The sequence below is a fragment of the Pseudomonas sp. ASL4 genome (genome assembly GCF_056680395.1).
Window position 1 is genome coordinate 1,466,285 of sequence record NZ_CM155280.1, and the last position, 19,376, is coordinate 1,485,660.

Sequence of the window (19,376 nt, forward strand, 5' to 3'; positions counted from 1 at the left end):
GTGATGAAAGTTCGTGCATCGGTGAAAAAGCTGTGCCGTAACTGCAAAATTATTCGCCGCGAAGGTGTTGTTCGAGTAATTTGCAGCGCGGAACCGCGTCACAAACAGCGCCAAGGCTGAGTGTGATTGTGCTTCAAGCCCGGCAGCTAGTGCGCTGCCGGGTTGATTATTTGTTATTACAGCGATATTATCTCGCGCCCTATTTCTTGGCTTCCGGGGCGTAGGTAGCTGTCAATTGGAGTCCCACTGAATGGCCCGTATTGCAGGCGTTAACATTCCAGATAACAAGCATACTGTTATCTCGCTGACCTACATCTATGGTGTTGGTCGCACTACTGCACAGAAGATCTGTGCAGTGACTGGGGTAAACCCAGCCGCAAAGATCAAAGATCTGAGCGACGAGCAGATTGAACAGCTGCGTGGCGAAGTGGCGAAGTTCACCACTGAAGGTGACCTGCGTCGCGAAATCAACATGAAAATCAAGCGTTTGATGGACCTCGGTTGCTATCGCGGTCTGCGTCATCGTCGTGGTCTTCCAGTGCGCGGTCAGCGTACCAAGACTAACGCGCGTACCCGTAAAGGTCCGCGTAAGCCGATCCGCAAGTAATCGCCCCAGCGAATCGACAGGAAATTAATCATGGCTAAACCTGCTGCTCGTCCTCGTAAAAAAGTCAAAAAGACAGTGGTTGATGGCATCGCCCACATCCATGCGTCTTTTAACAACACAATCGTGACCATCACCGACCGTCAAGGTAACGCGCTTTCTTGGGCTACCTCCGGTGGTTCGGGTTTCCGCGGTTCTCGCAAGTCCACGCCGTTTGCTGCTCAAGTAGCTGCTGAACGTGCTGGTCAAGCTGCGCTGGAATACGGTCTGAAAAACCTCGACGTAAACGTCAAAGGTCCAGGCCCAGGTCGTGAATCCGCAGTCCGCGCTTTGAACGGCTGTGGCTACAAGATCGCCAGCATCACCGACGTGACGCCAATCCCGCACAACGGGTGCCGTCCGCCGAAGAAGCGCCGCGTGTAATCCAGGAGATTGTAAAGAATGGCTCGTTACATTGGTCCAAAATGCAAACTGGCTCGTCGTGAAGGCACCGATCTCTTTCTGAAGAGCGGCGTGCGCGCGATCGAATCGAAGTGCAACATCGAAGCAGCACCTGGTATCCACGGCCAACGCCGCGGTCGCCAGTCCGATTACGGCACCCAACTGCGTGAAAAGCAGAAGGTCCGTCGTATCTACGGCGTTCTCGAGCGTCAATTCAGCGGCTACTACAAAGAAGCTGCTGGCAAGAAAGGCGCAACTGGCGAAAACCTGTTGCAGCTGCTCGAATGCCGTCTGGACAACGTTGTATACCGTATGGGTTTTGGCTCTACTCGTGCCGAATCCCGTCAGCTGGTATCGCACAAATCCGTAAGCGTTAACGGTCAAACCGTAAACGTGCCGTCGTACCAGGTTCGTGCTGGTGACGTGGTCGCGATTCGCGAGAAAGCAAAGAACCAACTTCGCATTGTCCAAGCTCTCGATCTGTGTGCCCAACGTGGCCGCGTAGAATGGGTAGAAGTAGACACTGAGAAGAAGTCGGGCGTTTTCAAGAACGTTCCTGCTCGCAGTGATCTGTCCGCCGACATCAACGAAAGCCTGATTGTCGAGCTCTACTCCAAGTAAGGGCTAGAAAATAGGTGCATCCATGCAGATTTCGGTAAATGAGTTCCTGACACCCCGCCATATTGATGTGCAGGTTGTCAGTCCAACCCGCGCCAAGATCACTCTCGAGCCTCTCGAGCGTGGTTTCGGCCACACCCTGGGCAACGCGCTGCGACGCATCTTGTTGTCCTCAATGCCCGGCTGTGCAGTAGTCGAGGCCGAGATTGACGGTGTGCTCCACGAGTACAGCGCCATCGAAGGTGTACAGGAAGACGTAATTGAAATCCTGTTGAACCTTAAAGGTCTGGCTATCAAGCTGCACGGCCGTGACGAAGTTACGCTGACCTTGTCGAAGAAGGGTTCGGGGGTGGTTACCGCTGCCGATATTCAGCTGGATCATGATGTCGAGATCGTTAACCCCGATCACGTAATCGCTAACCTGGCGTCTAACGGCGCCCTGAACATGAAGCTCACCGTAGCTCGTGGTCGTGGTTATGAACCGGCAGACTCGCGTCAGAGCGATGAAGACGAAAGCCGCAGCATCGGTCGCTTGCAGCTTGACTCTTCGTTCAGCCCGGTTCGCCGTATCGCATACGTGGTGGAAAACGCCCGTGTCGAACAGCGTACTAACCTGGACAAGCTGGTTATTGATCTGGAAACCAACGGTACTCTGGATCCTGAAGAGGCTATCCGTCGCGCTGCAACCATCCTGCAACAGCAGTTGGCTGCGTTCGTGGACCTCAAAGGTGATAGTGAGCCAGTGGTTGTCGAGCAGGAAGACGAGATCGATCCGATCCTGCTTCGCCCGGTTGACGATCTGGAACTGACTGTACGTTCGGCTAACTGCCTTAAGGCGGAAAACATCTACTACATCGGTGACCTGATTCAGCGTACCGAAGTAGAGCTGTTGAAGACTCCGAACCTTGGCAAGAAATCCTTGACTGAAATCAAGGACGTTCTGGCCTCCCGCGGTCTGTCCCTCGGCATGCGCCTCGACAACTGGCCGCCTGCAAGTCTTAAGAAGGACGACAAGGCGACTGCCTGATCGTCGTAATCACCGAACGTTGTGTTTGGTAAGGAATGAACCATGCGTCATCGTAAAAGTGGTCGTCACCTGAGCCGCACTAGCTCGCACCGCAAGGCCATGTTTCAAAACATGGCAGTGTCGCTGTTCGAGCACGAGCTGATCAAAACTACACTGCCGAAAGCTAAAGAACTGCGTCGCGTTGCTGAGCCGCTGATCACTTTGGCCAAGACAGACAGCCTGGCTAACCGCCGTCTGGTTTTCGACCGTACTCGTTCGAAAGCTATCGTTGGTAAGCTCTTCAACGACCTGGGCAAGCGTTACGCTACCCGTGAGGGTGGCTACCTGCGCATCCTCAAGTGCGGCTTCCGCACTGGTGACAACGCGCCTATGGCGTACGTTGAGTTGGTTGATCGTCCAGTTGGCGGTGAAGCTGTATCCGCTGAGTAAGACGTCAGTCTGAAACGAAGAACCGGGCCTAGTGCCCGGTTTTTTTGTGCCTGTAAGAAAAGCGCTGTTTATACAAGCTTCCCTGCGGCTCATGCCGTCATGATGCGAACGGGTTTCGTTGGTAGTATTTTTCTATTGATCTCTACAAGTTAATGAATTTGTAGCCTTCCTGATCAATGGTCAATACTCCGTCCCAAGCCGATTAGCCGGCAGTTCCAAAACTGACAGAGGAAGAAGATCGCATGAGCCAAAACAAAACGCTTACGACCGCCAGTGGCGCTCCTGTCGCCGACAACCAGAATTCCCGTTCCGCCGGCCCTCGCGGCCCGCTGCTGCTCGACGATTTTCACCTGATCGAGAAGCTTGCCCACTTCAACCGTGAAAACATCCCTGAGCGTCGCGTCCACGCCAAAGGCTCGGGTGCTTACGGTACGTTCACTGTTACCCGTGACATCACCGAGTACACCAGCGCCAAGCTGTTCGAGTCCGTTGGCAAGCAAACGCCGACGTTCCTGCGGTTTTCGACCGTTGGTGGCGAGCGTGGTTCGGCTGATACCGAACGCGATCCACGTGGTTTTGCGCTGAAGTTTTATACCGAAGAAGGCAACTGGGACATCGTTGGTAACAACACGCCAGTGTTCTTCATTCGCGATCCACTGAAATTCCCGGACTTTATCCACACCCAGAAACGCCTGCCGCAAAGCAATCTGAAAAGCGCACAAATGATGTGGGACTTCTGGTCGCACTCTCCTGAGGCGCTGCACCAAGTCACCATCTTGTTCTCGGATCGCGGCATCCCTGACGGCTACCGTCACATGCACGGCTTCGGCAGCCACACCTACAGTCTGATCAGCGCCAAGGGTGAGCGTCATTGGGTGAAATGGCACTACAAGACCCAGCAGGGGATCAAGAACCTGGCGCCGGCAGACGCGGCACGCTTGGCCGGTACCGATCCGGATTATGCTCAGCGGGATCTGTTCGGTGCGATCGAACGCGGTGATTTCCCCAAATGGCGCGTGTGCATTCAGATCATGACCGAGGCCCAGGCCTCGGCACACTACGAGAACCCGTTCGACGTGACCAAGACCTGGTCGCAGAAAGAGTTCCCGCTGATCGAAGTGGGTGAACTGGAGCTCAACCGCAATCCGCAGAATTACTTTGCTGAAGTGGAGCAGGCTGCATTTGGCCCAAGCAACATGGTCCCGGGTGTGGGGCTGTCGCCGGATCGCATGCTGCAAGGTCGTGTGTTCGCTTACGCTGATGCTCACCGCTACCGTGTTGGCACCAACCACCAGCAGCTGCCGGTGAATGCTCCGCGTAATCAGGTCAACAGCTATCAGCGTGATGGTTCCATGGCGTTCGGCAGCAACGGTGGTGCAACGCCCAATTACGAGCCGAACAGCTACGTAGAGTCGCCGAAACAAGCCCCGCGCTACGCCGAGCCTGCGCTGGCCTTGAGCGGTGCGGCTGATCGTTACGATCACCGCGAAGACACCGATTACTACAGCCACGCCGGCGCGCTGTTCCGCCTGATGAGTGATGAGCAGAAAACCCTGCTGGTCAACAACATTGCCGGCGCCATGGCTGGGGTTTCCAGCGATGTGGTTGACCGTCAACTGCAGCACTTCTTCAGGGCTGACTCGGCATATGGAGAAGCAATCGCAAAGGCGTTGGGCGTACAGCTTAACTAAGTCTAAACGATAAGCAGAACCGCCCTCATTTGGGCGGTTTTTGCGTTATTTAAACCACTTTTCTCAGAGTATCTTCGCTTTTATCGCGTAAACGGAGTGACCAATCAGTCGCCTTGGTTCAAACTACGGACTTTCAAGCAGGGAGATGTAGGGCGATGCAAGGCCACCCAGACGTAATCGATTACCTCAACACGTTGCTGACCGGCGAACTGGCGGCGCGTGATCAATATTTCATCCATTCGCGGATGTACGAGGACTGGGGTTTCACCGAGCTCTACGAACGTATCAACCACGAGATGGAAGAAGAGGCGCAGCACGCTGACGCCCTGATGCGTCGCATCCTGATGCTCGAAGGCACGCCACGCATGCGTCCGGACGACCTGGATGTCGGCACCACAGTGCCTGATATGCTCGCTGCCGACCTGCGACTGGAATACAAAGTCCGTGCCGCACTCTGCAAGGGCATCGAGCTCTGCGAGCTGCACAAGGACTACGTCAGCCGCGAGATCCTGCGTATTCAACTGGCCGATACCGAAGAAGATCACACCTACTGGCTGGAGAAGCAGCTGGGTCTGATCAAATTGATCGGTCTGGAGAATTATCTGCAATCGCAGTTCTGATCCTGCTTTGCAGGAGCATGGCTTGCCGGCGTTGGCGTCTTTTAGATCGCCATCGCGAGCAAGCTTTGCTCCTACAGAGGCAAGAAACAAAAAAGCCCCTGTCACCGATAAAGTGACAGGGGCTTTTTCATGGGCCTGAATCAGGCCTTGTCGCGAGCCAGCAGCGGCTTGAGGTAGAAGCCGGTGTGAGACTGCTTCATCTCCGAGACTTCTTCCGGCGTACCGACGGCAATGATCTGCCCGCCTTTGGAGCCGCCTTCCGGCCCCAGGTCAACCAACCAGTCCGCAGTCTTGATCACGTCCAGGTTGTGCTCGATCACCACCACGGTGTTGCCGTGGTCGCGCAGGCGATGCAGTACGTCGAGCAGTTGCTGGATATCCGCGAAGTGCAGGCCCGTGGTCGGCTCGTCGAGGATATACAGGGTCTTGCCGGTATCGCGTTTGGACAGCTCGCGGGACAGTTTCACCCGCTGGGCTTCACCACCGGACAGCGTGGTCGCCGATTGCCCAAGCTTGATGTACGACAGACCGACGTCCATCAGCGTCTGCAGCTTGCGCGCCAGCGCCGGAACCGCATCGAAGAACACCCGGGCTTCCTCGATCGTCATCTCGAGGGTTTCGTGGATGTTCTTGCCCTTGTACTTGATCTCCAGCGTTTCGCGGTTGTAGCGCTTGCTCTTGCAGACGTCGCACGGGACATAGATGTCCGGCAGGAAGTGCATTTCCACCTTGATCAGGCCATCGCCCTGGCAAGCCTCGCAACGCCCGCCCTTCACGTTGAAGGAGAAACGCCCCGGGCCGTAACCACGGGAGCGGGACTCAGGCACGCCGGCAAACAGTTCGCGAATCGGTGTGAACAATCCGGTGTAGGTCGCCGGGTTGGAGCGGGGAGTACGACCAATCGGGCTCTGGTCGATATCTACAACTTTATCCAGATGTTCCAGGCCCTTGATGCTGTCGTGAGCGGCAGCTTCAAGCGTCGTGGCGCCGTTGAGTGCCGTGGCGCTCAGCGGAAACAGCGTGTTGTTGATCAGCGTCGATTTGCCTGAGCCGGATACACCGGTCACGCAGGTCAACAGACCCAACGGGATTTCCAGATCGACATTGCGCAGGTTGTTGCCGCGAGCGCCCTTGAGCGACAAGGTCATCTTTTTGTTACGCGGTGTACGTTTTGCCGGCACTGCGATTTTCACGCGGCCTGACAAATACTTGCCGGTCAGCGAGTCCGGGTGAGCCATGACTTCAGCTGGAGTCCCTTCGGCGACAATGTGCCCGCCATGCACGCCGGCACCAGGGCCGATGTCCACCACGTAGTCGGCCAGACGAATCGCATCTTCGTCGTGCTCAACCACAATCACCGTGTTACCGATGTCTCGCAGGTGCTTGAGGGTACCGAGCAAGCGATCGTTGTCCCGCTGGTGCAGGCCAATCGACGGTTCGTCAAGGATGTACAGAACCCCCACCAGGCCCGCACCAATCTGGCTGGCCAAGCGAATACGCTGGGCTTCACCGCCGGACAACGTGTCGGCACTGCGATCCAGCGACAGATAGTCGAGACCGACGTTAACCAGGAACTGCAGACGCTCGCGGATTTCCTTGAGAATCTTGTCGGCAATTTCGCCACGTCGGCCAGTCAGCTTCAGCACGCCGAAATACTCACAGGCATCGCCGATGGGCAGATTGGTCACTGCCGGCAAGGTCTTCTCGCCGACCCAAACGTGCCGCGCCTCGCGACGCAGTCGGGTGCCACGGCAATCCGGGCAAGGCTGGGTGCTGAGGAATTTGGCCAGCTCTTCGCGTACCGAGGCGGACTCGGTTTCGCGGTAGCGACGTTCCAGGTTCGGCACGATGCCTTCGAACGGGTGCGAGCGTTTGACGATGTCGCCACGGTCGTTCAGGTATTTAAAGTCGACGTTCTGCGAACCGCTGCCGTGCAGGATGAATTTCTGTTGATCGGCCGGCAGGTCGTTGAACGGCACTTCCAGGCTGAACTTGTAGTGGGACGCCAACGACCCGAGCATCTGGAAGTAATAGACGTTGCGCCGGTCCCAGCCACGTATCGCGCCTTCGGCCAGGGTCAGTTCGCCATTGACCAGTCGCTTGATGTCGAAGAACTGCTTAACGCCCAGGCCATCGCAAGTCGGGCAGGCGCCGGCCGGGTTGTTGAAGGAGAAGAGCTTGGGTTCCAGCTCGCTGATCGCATGGCCGCAGATCGGGCAGGCGAAGCGTGCGGAGAAGATCATCTCTTCGCCCGGCTCGTCGTCCATCGGTGCGACCAGTGCGATACCGTCCGCCAGCTTCAGCGCGGTCTCGAAGGACTCCGCCAGACGCTGTTGCAAGTCGGCGCGGACCTTGAAGCGGTCGACCACCACATCAATCGAATGCTTCTTCTGTTTATCCAGCTTCGGTAATTCGTCCAGTTCGCAGAGCCGGCCGTTGACCCGGGCCCGAACGAAACCTTGGGCGCGCAGTTCTTCGAAAACCGATAGATGCTCGCCTTTACGCTCGCGAATCACCGGCGCCAGCAGCATCAGCTTGCTGCCTTCCGGTTGCGCGAGGACCAGGTCGACCATCTGGCTGACAGTCTGCGCTTCCAGTGGAATGTCGTGATCCGGGCAGCGCGGGATACCAACGCGGGCGTACAGCAGGCGCAGGTAGTCGTAGATTTCGGTGATGGTGCCGACCGTCGAGCGCGGGTTATGCGAGGTCGACTTCTGTTCGATGGAGATCGCCGGCGACAGGCCTTCAATGGTGTCGACGTCAGGCTTTTCCATCATCGACAGGAACTGCCGGGCATAGGCCGACAGGGACTCGACGTAGCGGCGCTGGCCTTCGGCGTACAGCGTGTCGAAAGCCAGGGACGACTTGCCGGATCCGGACAGGCCGGTGATGACGATCAGTTTGTCCCGTGGCAGGGTCAGGTCGATGTTCTTCAGGTTGTGGGTTCGGGCCCCACGAATCAGGATCTTGTCCAAAGTGGCCTCGCTCGGCGGGCGTCGAAAACGTAGGAGTATACGGCCAAATACTGGATGGATGCACACTATCAAATGCGGGTTGCACAGGCTTACATGAAGAGTGCGTCATCTATGCGCGTCATAGCGTCGCGATATACCCCGTCAATCGATGGGACTGGTAGAATCGCCGCCGGTTCACATGAGGTTTTTCCATGCACGATCCCCACAGCGAACGCATGAGTGGCAGTGAGACCCGCGCAGCAAGCGGTCTGGCCCTGGTGTTCGCCTTCCGTATGCTTGGCATGTTCATGGTGTTGCCGGTTCTGGCGACCTATGGGATGGACCTGGCTGGAGCGACCCCGGCCCTTATAGGGCTGGCGATTGGCGCTTATGGCCTGACCCAGGCGATTTTTCAGATTCCGTTCGGTTTCATTTCCGATCGTATCGGCCGGCGTCCGGTCATTTATCTGGGGCTGATCGTTTTCGCCCTGGGTAGCGTGCTGGCGGCCAATGCCGATTCGATCTGGGGCGTCATCGCCGGTCGAGTGCTGCAAGGCGCCGGGGCGATTTCCGCGGCGGTCATGGCGCTGCTGTCAGACCTGACCCGGGAACAGCATCGGACCAAAGCCATGGCCATGATCGGCATGACAATTGGTCTGTCGTTCGCGGTCGCCATGGTTGTAGGACCGTTGCTGACCCGTGCGTTCGGTCTGTCTGGCTTGTTCCTCGCCACCGGCGGCATGGCGCTGTTCGGCATCGTGATCGTGATGTTCATGGTGCCGCGCGCCACCGGCCCGTTGCAGCACCGTGAGTCCGGCGTTGCGCGCCAGGCGCTGATCCCGACACTCAAGCACCCGGACCTGCTGCGCCTGGACCTCGGCATTTTTGTGTTACATGCGATGTTGATGTCGAGCTTCGTTGCATTGCCCCTGGCTCTGGTCGAAAAAGCCGGGCTGCCCAAAGAGCAGCACTGGTGGGTGTACCTGACCGCGCTGCTGATCTCCTTCTTCGCCATGATCCCGTTCATTATCTACGGCGAGAAGAAACGCAAAATGAAACGAGTTTTATTGGGCGCCGTGACGACGCTGATGCTCACTGAGCTATTCTTCTGGCAGTTCGGCGACACCTTGCGAGCTCTGGTGATTGGTACGGTGGTGTTCTTCACCGCGTTCAATCTGCTGGAAGCTTCCTTGCCATCGCTGATCAGCAAGGTTTCACCAGCGGGCGGGAAGGGCACTGCGATGGGGGTTTATTCCACCAGCCAGTTCCTCGGTTCGGCGCTGGGCGGGATCCTCGGCGGCTGGATGTTCCAGCATGGCGGTTTGTCGGTTGTCTTCCTCGGATGCGCTGGCCTGGCTGCCCTCTGGTTGGCCTTTGCTGTTACCATGCGCGAACCTCCCTACGTGACGAGTCTGCGCTTGCCGCTGTCGCCCGAGGCGATCCGCGAAGCGGGTCTGGTTGAGCGCCTGAAGGCCGTCGTAGGGGTAACAGATGCAGTGATCGTTGCAGACGAAGCGGCGATTTACATCAAATTGGACACAGAACTATTGGATCGCACCACCCTTGAGCGCCTGGTGAACAACCCGGCCGGGGAAGCGTGCGTAGCCTAGGAGAACGTTATGGCCCGTGGGGTTAACAAAGTCATATTGGTCGGTACTTGCGGCCAGGATCCCGAAGTTCGCTACTTGCCTAACGGTAACGCCGTGACCAACCTGAGTCTGGCGACCAGCGAACAATGGACCGACAAGCAAACCGGTCAGAAGGTCGAGAAGACCGAATGGCACCGTGTATCGATGTTCGGCAAGGTTGCCGAAATCGCCGGTGAATACCTGCGTAAAGGTTCGCAGGTCTACATCGAAGGCAAACTGCAAACCCGCGAGTGGGAAAAAGACGGTATCAAGCGTTACACCACTGAAATCGTGGTCGACATGCAAGGCACCATGCAACTGCTGGGCGGCCGTCCACAGCAGGGCGATCAGCAAGGCGGGGGCAATAACTACCAGCAGTCCGCCCCGGCCCCACGTCAGCAGGCGCCACGTCCGCAGCAGTCGGCACCGCAACAGTCGCGTCAGGCTCCGCCTCCACAGCAGGCAGCGCCGCAACCGGCTCCGGATTTCGACAGCTTTGATGACGATATCCCGTTCTGATCCGCAGCTTTTTCAGAACCGTAAACAAAAAAAGCGAAGCCATCTGGCTTCGCTTTTTTGTTGGCGCTGTTAACGGGGCAACGTGGTCACATTGGCCCGTGCCGAGTGCAGTTTCTTGTAGCTATCGATCAACCGCAGGTGCCGGTCGAGCCCCTCCAGCTTCATGCTGGTCGGCGTCAAGCCATAGAAGCGTACGCTGCCGTCCACCGATCCGATCGCTGCATCCGTGCGCTCGGTGCCAAACATCCGGCGGAAATTGGCCTCGTAGTCTTCCAGTTCCAGGTCTTCGTCCAGCTTCATCTCCAGCACCACATTGACCGCCTGGTAGAACAAACCACGCTCAACCGTGTTGTCGTTGTACTGCAGGAACATTTCTACCGCCTCTTTCGCCTCTTCAAATTGCTGCAACGCGAGATAAATCAGCAGCTTCAACTCCAGGATTGTCAGCTGACCCCAAGCCGTATTGTCGTCAAATTCGATGCCGATCAAGCTGGTGATGTCGGTGTAGTCGTCCAGCTCACTTTCCACCAGACGTTCAACCAGCGCTTGCAGTTCGCTTTCCTCCAGGCGATGCAGGTTCAGGATATCGGCGCGGAAGAACAGCGCTTTGTTGGTGTTATCCCAGATCAGGTCATCAGCGGGATAGATTTCCGAATAGTCCGGCACGAGGATGCGGCACGCCTTGGCGCCGATATGCTCGTAGACGGCCATGTACACTTCCTTGCCCATGCCTTTGAGAATGCCGAACAAGGTTGCGGCTTCCTCGGCATTCGAGTTTTCACCCTGGCCGGAGAAGTCCCACTCCACGAATTCGTAATCCGATTTGGCACTGAAGAAGCGCCACGACACCACGCCGCTGGAGTCGATAAAGTGCTCGACGAAGTTATTTGGCTCGGTCACCGCATGACCTTCAAAAGTCGGCTGAGGCAGGTCGTTGAGGCCTTCGAAACTGCGGCCCTGCAACAATTCGGTCAGGCTGCGTTCCAGCGCCACTTCCAGGCTCGGGTGCGCGCCGAACGAGGCGAACACACCGCCGGTACGCGGGTTCATCAGCGTGACGCACATCACCGGGAATTCACCGCCCAAGGACGCATCTTTCACCAACACCGGGAACCCTTGCTCTTCCAGCGCCTGAATACCGGCCAGTATCCCGGGATACTTCGCCAGCACATCGGCCGGCACATCCGGCAGTGCAAATTCGCCTTCGATGATTTCGCGTTTTACCGCGCGCTCGAAGATCTCCGACAGGCACTGCACTTGGGCTTCGGCCAGCGTGTTACCGGCACTCATGCCGTTGCTCAGGAACAGGTTCTCGATCAGGTTGGACGGGAAATACACCACCGCGCCGTCCGACTGGCGCACGTACGGCAGCGAGCAGATGCCGCGTTCCTCATTGCCCGAGTTGGTATCGATCAGGTGGGAGCCACGCAGCTCGCCGTCGCGGTTGTAAATCTTCAGGCAGTACTCGTCGAGAATTTCGGCGGGCAGTGCATCTTTACGGCCAGGCTTGAACCAACGTTCGTCCGGATAGTGCACAAACGCCGCATTGGCGATGTCTTCGCCCCAGAACTGGTCGTTGTAGAAGAAGTTGCAGTTCAGACGCTCGATAAACTCGCCCAGCGCCGACGCCAACGCGCCTTCTTTGGTCGCGCCCTTGCCATTGGTGAAACACATCGGCGAGTGCGCGTCGCGGATGTGCAGCGACCATACATTGGGAACGATATTGCGCCACGAAGCGATTTCAATCTTCATGCCCAGGTCAGCCAGAATGGCTGACATATTGGCAATGGTCTGCTCCAGCGGCAGATCTTTGCCCGCGATATAGGTGCCCGCCGCTGAATTGGAAGCAGGCATCAACAACGCCTGGGCGTCGGCGTCGAGGTTTTCCACTTCTTCGATCACAAACTCAGGCCCGGCTTGCACCACTTTTTTCACGGTGCAGCGGTCGATGGAACGCAGGATGCCCTGGCGGTCCTTGTCGGAGATGTCCGCAGGCAGCTCGACCTGAATCTTGAAAATCTGGTTGTAGCGGTTTTCCGGATCAACAATGTTGTTCTGCGACAGGCGGATGTTTTCGGTAGGAATACTGCGAGTGTCGCAGTACAACTTCACGAAATAAGCCGCACACAAAGCCGATGAAGCGAGAAAGTAATCGAACGGACCAGGTGCCGAGCCATCGCCCTTGTAGCGGATAGGCTGATCGGCCACGACTGTGAAGTCATCGAACTTTGCTTCAAGCCGAAGGTTGTCGAGAAAGTTGACCTTGATTTCCATGGGGGATTACCAGAATAACGGGCTAGACGAATTGGCTGCCATTATCCGGCTTTTCAGTCGTAAGTCTTGTCGTTGTCTAGTTTCACCCTAAAGCCCGATACATGGCACCGGGCCGTTTTGTAGGCGAAGGATTGATCAATCAAGGATCAAATGCGGCAAAAACCGGCTTGAATCCTTGGTGATCAAACTGTTGTCTTCCCGCACGCCAATGCCGGCCGCCTGGTCGCCAATCACCCACGAGCCGACCAACGTAAAGCTGTCGCCAAACTTCGGCAACGGGGCGAATTCCTGAAGGATAAACGGCGCGTCGGTGTAGGGGCCGTCCTCTTTCACGATCAGACCGTCGGCAGTTTGCAACTCGATGTTGGCGCCTTCCCGGGAGAAGTACGGCTTGCGCACCCAACCTTTGGGCACCGCTTTGCTTGGATCGGTATCAAGGTGCGCCGCGAGCAGGTTCGGGTGACCTTTGTTGAATTCCCACAGCAGCGGCAGGATGCCTTTGTTGGAGATGATCGATTTCCAGGCTGGCTCGAAAAACTGCGTATCGCTCTGGGCAATCGCCGCGCCGAAGGGTTCGTGGAAGATGAACTCCCAGGCGTGCAGTTTGAACAGGTGTGGAATCCAGCGATCTTCGAGGTCGACGAAACGGCCATCACTGGTGAGGCCAATGTCTTCGAGATCGATGTGGCGTGATTCGATGCCGACCTTTTCCGCGATCAGGCGCAGGTAGTCGGTGGTGCCTTTGTCTTCAAGCGAGTCTTTCATCGAGGCGAAGTAGAACGGTTGCGTGAGCTGCAGTTGAGCAAAGGCCTGATGCAGCTTGGTGTCGATACTGTTGAACTGGTCGGCATGCTTGGGCAGCAGACCGCGTTCGATGCACTGCTCCAGCCAGCCCCACTGAAACGCCGACGCCTCATACAGGCTGGTCGGCGTGTCGTAGTTGAGTTCCAGCAACTTGGCCGGCCCGGTGCCGTTGTAGGAGAAGTCCATCCGTCCATACAAGTGCGGGTGGCCTTCGAGCCATGAAGTGCGCACCAGGTCGAAGAACGGTGCGGGAATGCTCAGGCGCTCCAACAGTTCCTCGCTCTGCACCACGCGGGCCACCAGGTCCATGCACATGTCATGAAGCTCGGTGGTCGGGTCTTCGAGATCGTTCTCGATCTGTTTGAGCGTGAACTGGTAGTACGCGCTCTCGTCCCAATAGGGTTCGTCGTCGATGGTATGGAACATAAAACCGAGATTTTCGGCGGTCTGTTTCCAGTCATGACGCTCTGCGCAGAGGATTTTCTTCATGGCTATGTTCCCTTAGCTGCTCGAACCGCCAGAACTCTTGCCCGATCCACCCCAGCCACTGCGTGCGCTGGCCTGGCTGCCGAAGCCGCCGCGGGAGGTGGACGATGCAACGGACACCGGCTTGCTGCGGGTGATGCTGTCGGTGTAACTGCTACTGCTGCCGTACCGCGCCTGATTCGACCGGTTGAAGGTCGAGCCTGACGAGACGCGCTGACTGAGCGTTGAGTTTGAGTAGCTACCGCGATCATCGCGATAGCGGTAGACCGGCTCGGAGTAGTAGCTGTTGCGGTTGTTGCTGAGCATGTTGCCGATCAGCAGCCCGGTCAGCAGGCTGCTGCCGGAGAAGCCCGAGCCCGAGTTTGCGGCGCTGGCTTCCGACGCGGGGAGTCTGGCCTTGGCCGCGTCTACTTCGGCCTGTGTCACCTCGCCATCGGCGCTCAGCTCGAAACCGCCGAGCTTGGGGATGAACTTGCCGGCGGAATCCTGCTGGCACCAGTCGGCGACAAAGTCGGCGTCGCAATCGGCCTGGTTGTCGTACACCGGCGCAATGCTTCGATGCTGGGCCATGGCCTTCATGTAGGCGTCGGAACAGATGTCGACCGGGAGCTTTTCATCCGCGCACTGCTGAACAGACTGGAAGTTGTACTTCTTGTGTATCTCGTAGGTTTTTTCCGTCGGCCCGCAGCCTGAGATCGCCATGGCGACCGACGCGGCCAGCGAGAGCTGAACGTACTTGCTTCGTTTCATCACAATCTCCGTGGCGCGATCAGTTCTGGGAAGGAGTCATGCACGCGGCGTTCAGCATGCCGACGCTGATGGCTACCGCTGCGACATAGATGCCGGCAGCGACTTCACCTTTGCGGATGCGCTCGGAAGTGCCTTTGAGCACCAGGCTGGTCATCAGGAATGCCAGCAACTGGACGAAGGCTGCGATCACCGCCCAGACCACGAAGTCGAGGATGCTGATCGAGTAGGCAATCACATTGCTGGCCGGAATAGCGAAGCCGATGATCGCGCCACCCAGGGCAATTGCAGCCGCAACGTTGCCCGAACGGATCAGTTCGAATTCTTTGTGCGGTGTGATGCGGGTGTAGACGAATTGGAACAGCGCGAACAGCACGGCGGCACCGAGGATGTACAAAACAAACCCGACCACGGCGGCCTTGTTCAGGGAGATGGAGAGCGCTTCAAGCATGGGAATCTTCCTTTTTAAAGAATGTTCAGATCGGTTGTGTACAGCGAAATACCCAGCGAGGTGCTCAGGCTGATGGTGCCTTCTGCGTCTTCCTCCACGGAAAACAGCAACAACTCGCGCCGATCGGTCAGGCCGGTTTCGCGGGCATACAGCATCGAGCGGTGCTCAATGGTGTAGGACTCGTCCGGGTTGACGACGCGCTCGCTGAGCGGGACCAATTCCGTCTGGCCGTTCTCGGTGCCCCACTCGCGGGTGTATTCGATGCCGTTATGGGTGTAGGTCGGCAGCCCGATCAGGCTTTGAGGGCCGGCCAGTCGGCTCAACTCGGCTTCGCTGTTGATGGTCACGTAGCTGAGGTAATTGAACAGAATCACCGACTCGACCTGCCCGGCGACGTCGCCGGTGGTGTGCACTTGCAGCCAGTAGTCTTCGTCGTTCATGTAGTAGCGCGACAGCCAGGTCGACTGCCCGAGATCGACAGTGCCGACGCTCCAGATCTGCTGGGAGGCTACCGGAATGGTCACGGTGGTTTTTTCGTCGAGCAGTAATCTCAGGGTGGTGTCGAACATCACACCTTTACCCTGTGCCAGACCTAGAGGGCCGAGAACTTGCGGACTGTCATTGGCGGTCCACTGCGAGTTCGTCGGGGCCGGGGCCTCAAGCCCCATTAACTGTTTAAACCATCCCATTGGAGATTTCCTTGAGGCGAGTGGAGGCGATGTAGAAGAGTTCGCCGCCCTCAATGCGCGTGGCACTGGGCGGGTTGATCGAAGGTTGTTGCGCACCCTTGGCGCGATAGCCGATGAGGGTTGCGTTGTGGCGTTCTTTCATTTGCGCGTACAGATCGCCGAAGGTCGCCACATAGTTTTGCGGCAGTTTCATCAGGTACTGGGTGGCGCCTTGGCCCACGCACAGTAACTCGTTGATGACCACGGATGAGCCTGGGTCCTGCGACGCGCGCACCAGCATCTCGATGGCCATGCTTGAGGTGCATTCCAGGCTGGGCGCGTAAGAGCTGGCCAGCGCGGCGATTTCGCTTTCATTGAAGTGGGCGACCACATGACCGACAGGTTTCAACTGATTGACCGCCAGCACCGTGGCCAGGGTCAGGTCGTCGGAATGGGTGCGCACCAGAACGCGCTCGGCGCCGGGAACGCCGGCGCGTAATAACAGTGCCGCAGAGGACAGGCTTTCACCTTTGATGTACGCGGCTTTGCCCGGCATGGGGTTTTCTTCAAGGTCGCAATCGCAAATGACGATCAGGTTGTCGTTGGAGGTTTCATCCTGAAGCAACAGCTCAATGACCCGTTCGCTGGACGAACCCGCCCAGCCAATAAGAACCGTATGGCCAACCTTGCCGGTGAAATCGCCTTTGCCCTTCATGCCTTTTCTCCATACATCGATAACGCTGCTGGTGGTTTTGCCGATGGCTGCCGTCAGCAGCGCAATGCCCCCGAGCATGACCCAGGTAGCCACGAAAATGCGTCCCGCCGACGTCTGTGGCGCAAGATCGCCATAGCCGACAGTGAGTGTGGTGGTGAGGTAGAAGTAGGTAAACGTGGCGGGGGCGGTGAGGTGTTGTTCGCCCAGAAGCACCAGGCCAAGCCAGGCCGTGCTCAGGTGTACGCCCAAGGCAATCGCAAGTCCTGCCCAGCCGAATCGGTGGAAGAAGGACGCGGCATACACGCGTAATAAAAGAAAAATCGACATTACGTCCCTGACTCCGTGGGATGACTCGTTCCTGGCAATGCGCAGGCCCGAACCCTGAACGTTCTATTGCCTTTACCGGGCGGCATTAAACCTGTTGCCGGGCGCCGAGAGAAGTACTTTGGCTGCAATAAACCCTGCAAATGCCCCGGCGATATGGCCTTCGAAGGAAATCCCCTGACGCGGCAGGAAGCCAAAGACCAGGCCGCCATACAACAAGGCAACCACACCGGCCGTGATCAAGTTACCCCAGCTGTGCTGGAACCAGGCGCGGGACAGAATGTACGCCCACAGCCCGAATACCCAACCGCTGGCGCCGATGTGTGATCCGGAAAACCCGAATAGCCAGACCAGCAAACCGTCCAGCCCGATGATGATCGCGCTGACGGCCAAGAATCGGTTGAAGCCTTCGACGATGACCAGGGTGCCGAGGATCAAAAAGGGAATCAGGTTGGCGCTCAAGTGCGCGAAGGAGGCGTGGATAAAAGGCGAAGTGATGATGCCGACCAGCCCGTGCAGTGTTCTCGGGACCAGGCCAAAAGCTACAAGGCTGTAGCCGGTCACGGCGTTGAGCACTTGCAACGCGACCATGAAGATCGCCACGCCGGCAATTGTCTTGAAACCCTTCACGGCATCCATCCTTGACCTCGACTCGAAAGAAAACTAAACACCGCAATCCATGTGGGAGCGGGCTTGCTCGCGAAAGCGGTGTGTCAGGCAACATTGGTGTCGACTGGCATTCCGTCTTCGCGAGCAAGCCCGCTCCCACAGGTTATGCGCCAGGCATCAGCGCAGGGCCGTGTTACTCAGCCGATTTCTTCTTCAGGCGATCGAGGATCGCGTTGGCGCTGCCCGAATCCGGGGTAATGCCGGCTTCGCGCAGTTTGCGCTCCAGGTCAGTGCCGGTCGAAGCGTCGGCCAGTTCGTCCTGGGCTTCGAGTTCAGCAGCGCGTTGCTGCTGCTTGGCCTGCAGGCGGTTCAGTGTACCGACGGCGGTTTCGAGCTTGCCGTTGGCGCCGCCACTGGCGATCGAAGCGCTGACCTGGGCTTTCTGTACGCTTTCGCGGGCCTTGGCCATGTCCACTTGCTGGCGCAGGCTTTTGATGCGGCTTTCGGCCTTGGTGATGTCTTTGCGCATGTTGTCTGCGTAACCGCCGAATTCGGTGGCCTGCTTTTGTTCAACATCGAGTTCATTGGTCAGGGTCGAAATGGCTTCAGCCACTTCCATCGCCAGGTCTTCACGGTTGGCCTGGATCGCGGCCATGGCCTTGGTTTCCAGGTCCTTGATCTTGGCGTTGTACTCGGCCACGCGGTCAGCCGACAGTTTGTGCTTGGCCATGATGGTGACCAGCTCGCGCTTGGCGTTGGCCAGGGCGCTGTCAGCATCGCGAATTTCCTGGTCGAGGATGCGCAGGGCCTGTTGGTCGACGATGGATTCGCCGACTTCGGTGGCACCGCCACGCAGCGCGGTGAACAATTTGCTCCAGATGGACTGTGTCATTGGATATTCCCTGTTCCTGAAAAATTAATGGAAGAAACGTTCAAAGGCTTCGCTGGCGCGCTGCACATTGTCGACGAGGGTTTTGACCTCGGTCACGACGTTGGTCAGGCTCGAATCGGAGCTGAGCGCGCCGAACATGTTGTAGACGACCTGCCCGTTGGGCATCGACTCGATACCGATCGAGGACAACGGGAACAACTCACGGCTGCGCAGGACGGCATCGTTGAAGGCCGGTACGTCCTTGATCGTCTCGACGTCCACCAGCACGGTGTCGACGATGATCTGCTCGCCCACGACTGCGATGTAAATTGGCAAGCCACCGAAGTCGTTCATTTCCAGCTTGATGCTCGACTCGGAGCCCTGGACGAGGGACAGAGTGATGTCGTTCGAAACCACTTCATCAAGGGCCTGGAAGGCGCTGAAGAGGCGGTCGATGTTCCAGTTAGTACCTGCGCTCATGTAATTCTCCGACATGAATGAGCCAGCCAGAATCGGTTGGCGTAGCTGTTTCTCCATCTGCTTGAGCAGGCTTCGGTTTTCGGGAAGCACCCAAGTCTCGTGTTTCACATAACCGGCAGCACCCAGGCCCGCACGCATCTGCTTCATATAAAAGCTCGACGGTTTTTTCGCGGACGGTTTCGAGCGCTCTCCCTTGCGGCTCGCTGTATCGGTAACAGGCTCGGCAGGCGGACCTGATGGAGAGCGGCTTTTCATACTGGTGACTCCGTTGTGAAAATCTCACGCGTGAGAAACACTACAGTGATTTTTTGCACCTCTCAATAGCTCACGCGTGAGTTTTTTTGATGAACCAAAACGCAAAGGCCCGCAGCGCGAGAACGCTGCGGGCCTTTTGTTTTTCGAGTTGTTTCAGAGGG

Annotated in this window: 20 protein-coding genes; 10 read left to right on the plus strand and 10 right to left on the minus strand. The window is 57.5% G+C overall.

What is annotated here, in order from left to right; genetic code table 11:
• Nucleotides 1-3 precede the first annotated feature (3 nt).
• The 8 genes from rpmJ to bfr all read left to right on the plus strand — a co-directional run bounded on the left by rpmJ (nucleotide 4) and on the right by bfr (nucleotide 5,430).
• The gene (rpmJ, locus tag AC1MEW_RS06575; RefSeq protein WP_002555468.1) at nucleotides 4-120 is read left to right on the plus strand and encodes a 50S ribosomal protein L36; all 117 of its coding nucleotides are present in this window, start codon (nucleotides 4-6) and stop codon (nucleotides 118-120) included.
• A gap of 130 nt (nucleotides 121-250) precedes the next feature.
• Nucleotides 251-607, plus strand: a complete 357-nt coding sequence (rpsM, locus tag AC1MEW_RS06580) for a 30S ribosomal protein S13 (RefSeq protein WP_003186020.1) — start codon at nucleotides 251-253, stop codon at nucleotides 605-607.
• A 30-nt stretch (nucleotides 608-637) separates the two neighbouring features.
• The gene (gene rpsK / locus AC1MEW_RS06585) at nucleotides 638-1,027 is read left to right on the plus strand and encodes a 30S ribosomal protein S11 (RefSeq protein ID WP_002555466.1); all 390 of its coding nucleotides are present in this window, start codon (nucleotides 638-640) and stop codon (nucleotides 1,025-1,027) included.
• 18 nt (nucleotides 1,028-1,045) lie between these two features.
• The gene (gene rpsD / locus AC1MEW_RS06590) at nucleotides 1,046-1,666 is read left to right on the plus strand and encodes a 30S ribosomal protein S4 (protein WP_003210056.1); all 621 of its coding nucleotides are present in this window, start codon (nucleotides 1,046-1,048) and stop codon (nucleotides 1,664-1,666) included.
• Nucleotides 1,667-1,688: 22 nt separating this feature from the next.
• A complete protein-coding gene (locus tag AC1MEW_RS06595) occupies nucleotides 1,689-2,690 on the plus strand; it encodes a DNA-directed RNA polymerase subunit alpha (protein WP_003186012.1) in 1,002 nt (333 codons plus the stop codon).
• 42 nt (nucleotides 2,691-2,732) lie between these two features.
• Nucleotides 2,733-3,119, plus strand: coding sequence for a 50S ribosomal protein L17 (gene rplQ / locus AC1MEW_RS06600; RefSeq protein WP_201190750.1), 387 nt, complete (start codon nucleotides 2,733-2,735; stop codon nucleotides 3,117-3,119).
• Nucleotides 3,120-3,361: 242 nt separating this feature from the next.
• Entirely contained in the window at nucleotides 3,362-4,810 is a 1,449-nt protein-coding gene (locus AC1MEW_RS06605) for a catalase (protein ID WP_201255366.1), read from the plus strand.
• A 155-nt stretch (nucleotides 4,811-4,965) separates the two neighbouring features.
• A complete protein-coding gene (bfr, locus tag AC1MEW_RS06610) occupies nucleotides 4,966-5,430 on the plus strand; it encodes a bacterioferritin (protein WP_123359019.1) in 465 nt (154 codons plus the stop codon).
• Nucleotides 5,431-5,570: 140 nt separating this feature from the next.
• Here bfr and uvrA read toward each other — a convergent pair whose 3' ends face one another.
• Nucleotides 5,571-8,405, minus strand: a complete 2,835-nt coding sequence (gene uvrA / locus AC1MEW_RS06615) for an excinuclease ABC subunit UvrA (RefSeq protein WP_201198226.1) — start codon at nucleotides 8,403-8,405, stop codon at nucleotides 5,571-5,573.
• 191 nt (nucleotides 8,406-8,596) lie between these two features.
• Between uvrA and AC1MEW_RS06620 the strand changes: the two genes are divergently transcribed.
• Both AC1MEW_RS06620 and AC1MEW_RS06625 read left to right on the plus strand, forming a co-directional pair.
• The gene (locus tag AC1MEW_RS06620) at nucleotides 8,597-9,994 is read left to right on the plus strand and encodes an MFS transporter (protein ID WP_201190756.1); all 1,398 of its coding nucleotides are present in this window, start codon (nucleotides 8,597-8,599) and stop codon (nucleotides 9,992-9,994) included.
• A 9-nt stretch (nucleotides 9,995-10,003) separates the two neighbouring features.
• The gene (locus AC1MEW_RS06625) at nucleotides 10,004-10,531 is read left to right on the plus strand and encodes a single-stranded DNA-binding protein (protein WP_010467282.1); all 528 of its coding nucleotides are present in this window, start codon (nucleotides 10,004-10,006) and stop codon (nucleotides 10,529-10,531) included.
• A 69-nt stretch (nucleotides 10,532-10,600) separates the two neighbouring features.
• Here the strand turns inward: AC1MEW_RS06625 and AC1MEW_RS06630 are convergent, their stop codons facing one another.
• From AC1MEW_RS06630 to AC1MEW_RS06670, 9 genes are all read right to left on the minus strand, one after another.
• A complete protein-coding gene (locus AC1MEW_RS06630; protein ID WP_322269780.1) occupies nucleotides 10,601-12,805 on the minus strand; it encodes an OsmC domain/YcaO domain-containing protein in 2,205 nt (734 codons plus the stop codon).
• Nucleotides 12,806-12,940: 135 nt separating this feature from the next.
• A complete protein-coding gene (locus tag AC1MEW_RS06635) occupies nucleotides 12,941-14,098 on the minus strand; it encodes a glutathionylspermidine synthase family protein (RefSeq protein ID WP_480425736.1) in 1,158 nt (385 codons plus the stop codon).
• A gap of 12 nt (nucleotides 14,099-14,110) precedes the next feature.
• A complete protein-coding gene (locus AC1MEW_RS06640; RefSeq protein ID WP_201255369.1) occupies nucleotides 14,111-14,845 on the minus strand; it encodes a DUF1190 domain-containing protein in 735 nt (244 codons plus the stop codon).
• Nucleotides 14,846-14,864: 19 nt separating this feature from the next.
• Nucleotides 14,865-15,293, minus strand: a complete 429-nt coding sequence (locus AC1MEW_RS06645) for a DUF350 domain-containing protein (protein WP_201255370.1) — start codon at nucleotides 15,291-15,293, stop codon at nucleotides 14,865-14,867.
• Nucleotides 15,294-15,307: 14 nt separating this feature from the next.
• Nucleotides 15,308-15,982 carry a DUF2491 family protein gene (locus tag AC1MEW_RS06650; protein ID WP_480425738.1) on the minus strand — a complete coding sequence of 225 codons (675 nt, stop codon included), beginning with the start codon at nucleotides 15,980-15,982 and terminating at the stop codon, nucleotides 15,308-15,310.
• Complete coding sequence (locus AC1MEW_RS06655) at nucleotides 15,969-17,003, minus strand: ion channel (RefSeq protein ID WP_480425740.1); 1,035 nt, start codon at nucleotides 17,001-17,003, stop codon at nucleotides 15,969-15,971. The genes AC1MEW_RS06650 and AC1MEW_RS06655 overlap by 14 nt, the downstream gene beginning before the upstream one ends.
• 72 nt (nucleotides 17,004-17,075) lie before the next feature.
• Nucleotides 17,076-17,639: a rhomboid family intramembrane serine protease gene (locus AC1MEW_RS06660; protein ID WP_480425742.1), complete on the minus strand. Its 564-nt coding sequence runs from the start codon at nucleotides 17,637-17,639 to the stop codon at nucleotides 17,076-17,078.
• A 163-nt stretch (nucleotides 17,640-17,802) separates the two neighbouring features.
• Nucleotides 17,803-18,501 (minus strand): PspA/IM30 family protein, encoded by a 699-nt coding sequence (locus AC1MEW_RS06665; RefSeq protein ID WP_201255374.1) that lies wholly within the window; start codon nucleotides 18,499-18,501, stop codon nucleotides 17,803-17,805.
• A 24-nt stretch (nucleotides 18,502-18,525) separates the two neighbouring features.
• A complete protein-coding gene (locus tag AC1MEW_RS06670; protein WP_201198220.1) occupies nucleotides 18,526-19,107 on the minus strand; it encodes a YjfI family protein in 582 nt (193 codons plus the stop codon).
• Nucleotides 19,108-19,376 lie beyond the last annotated feature (269 nt).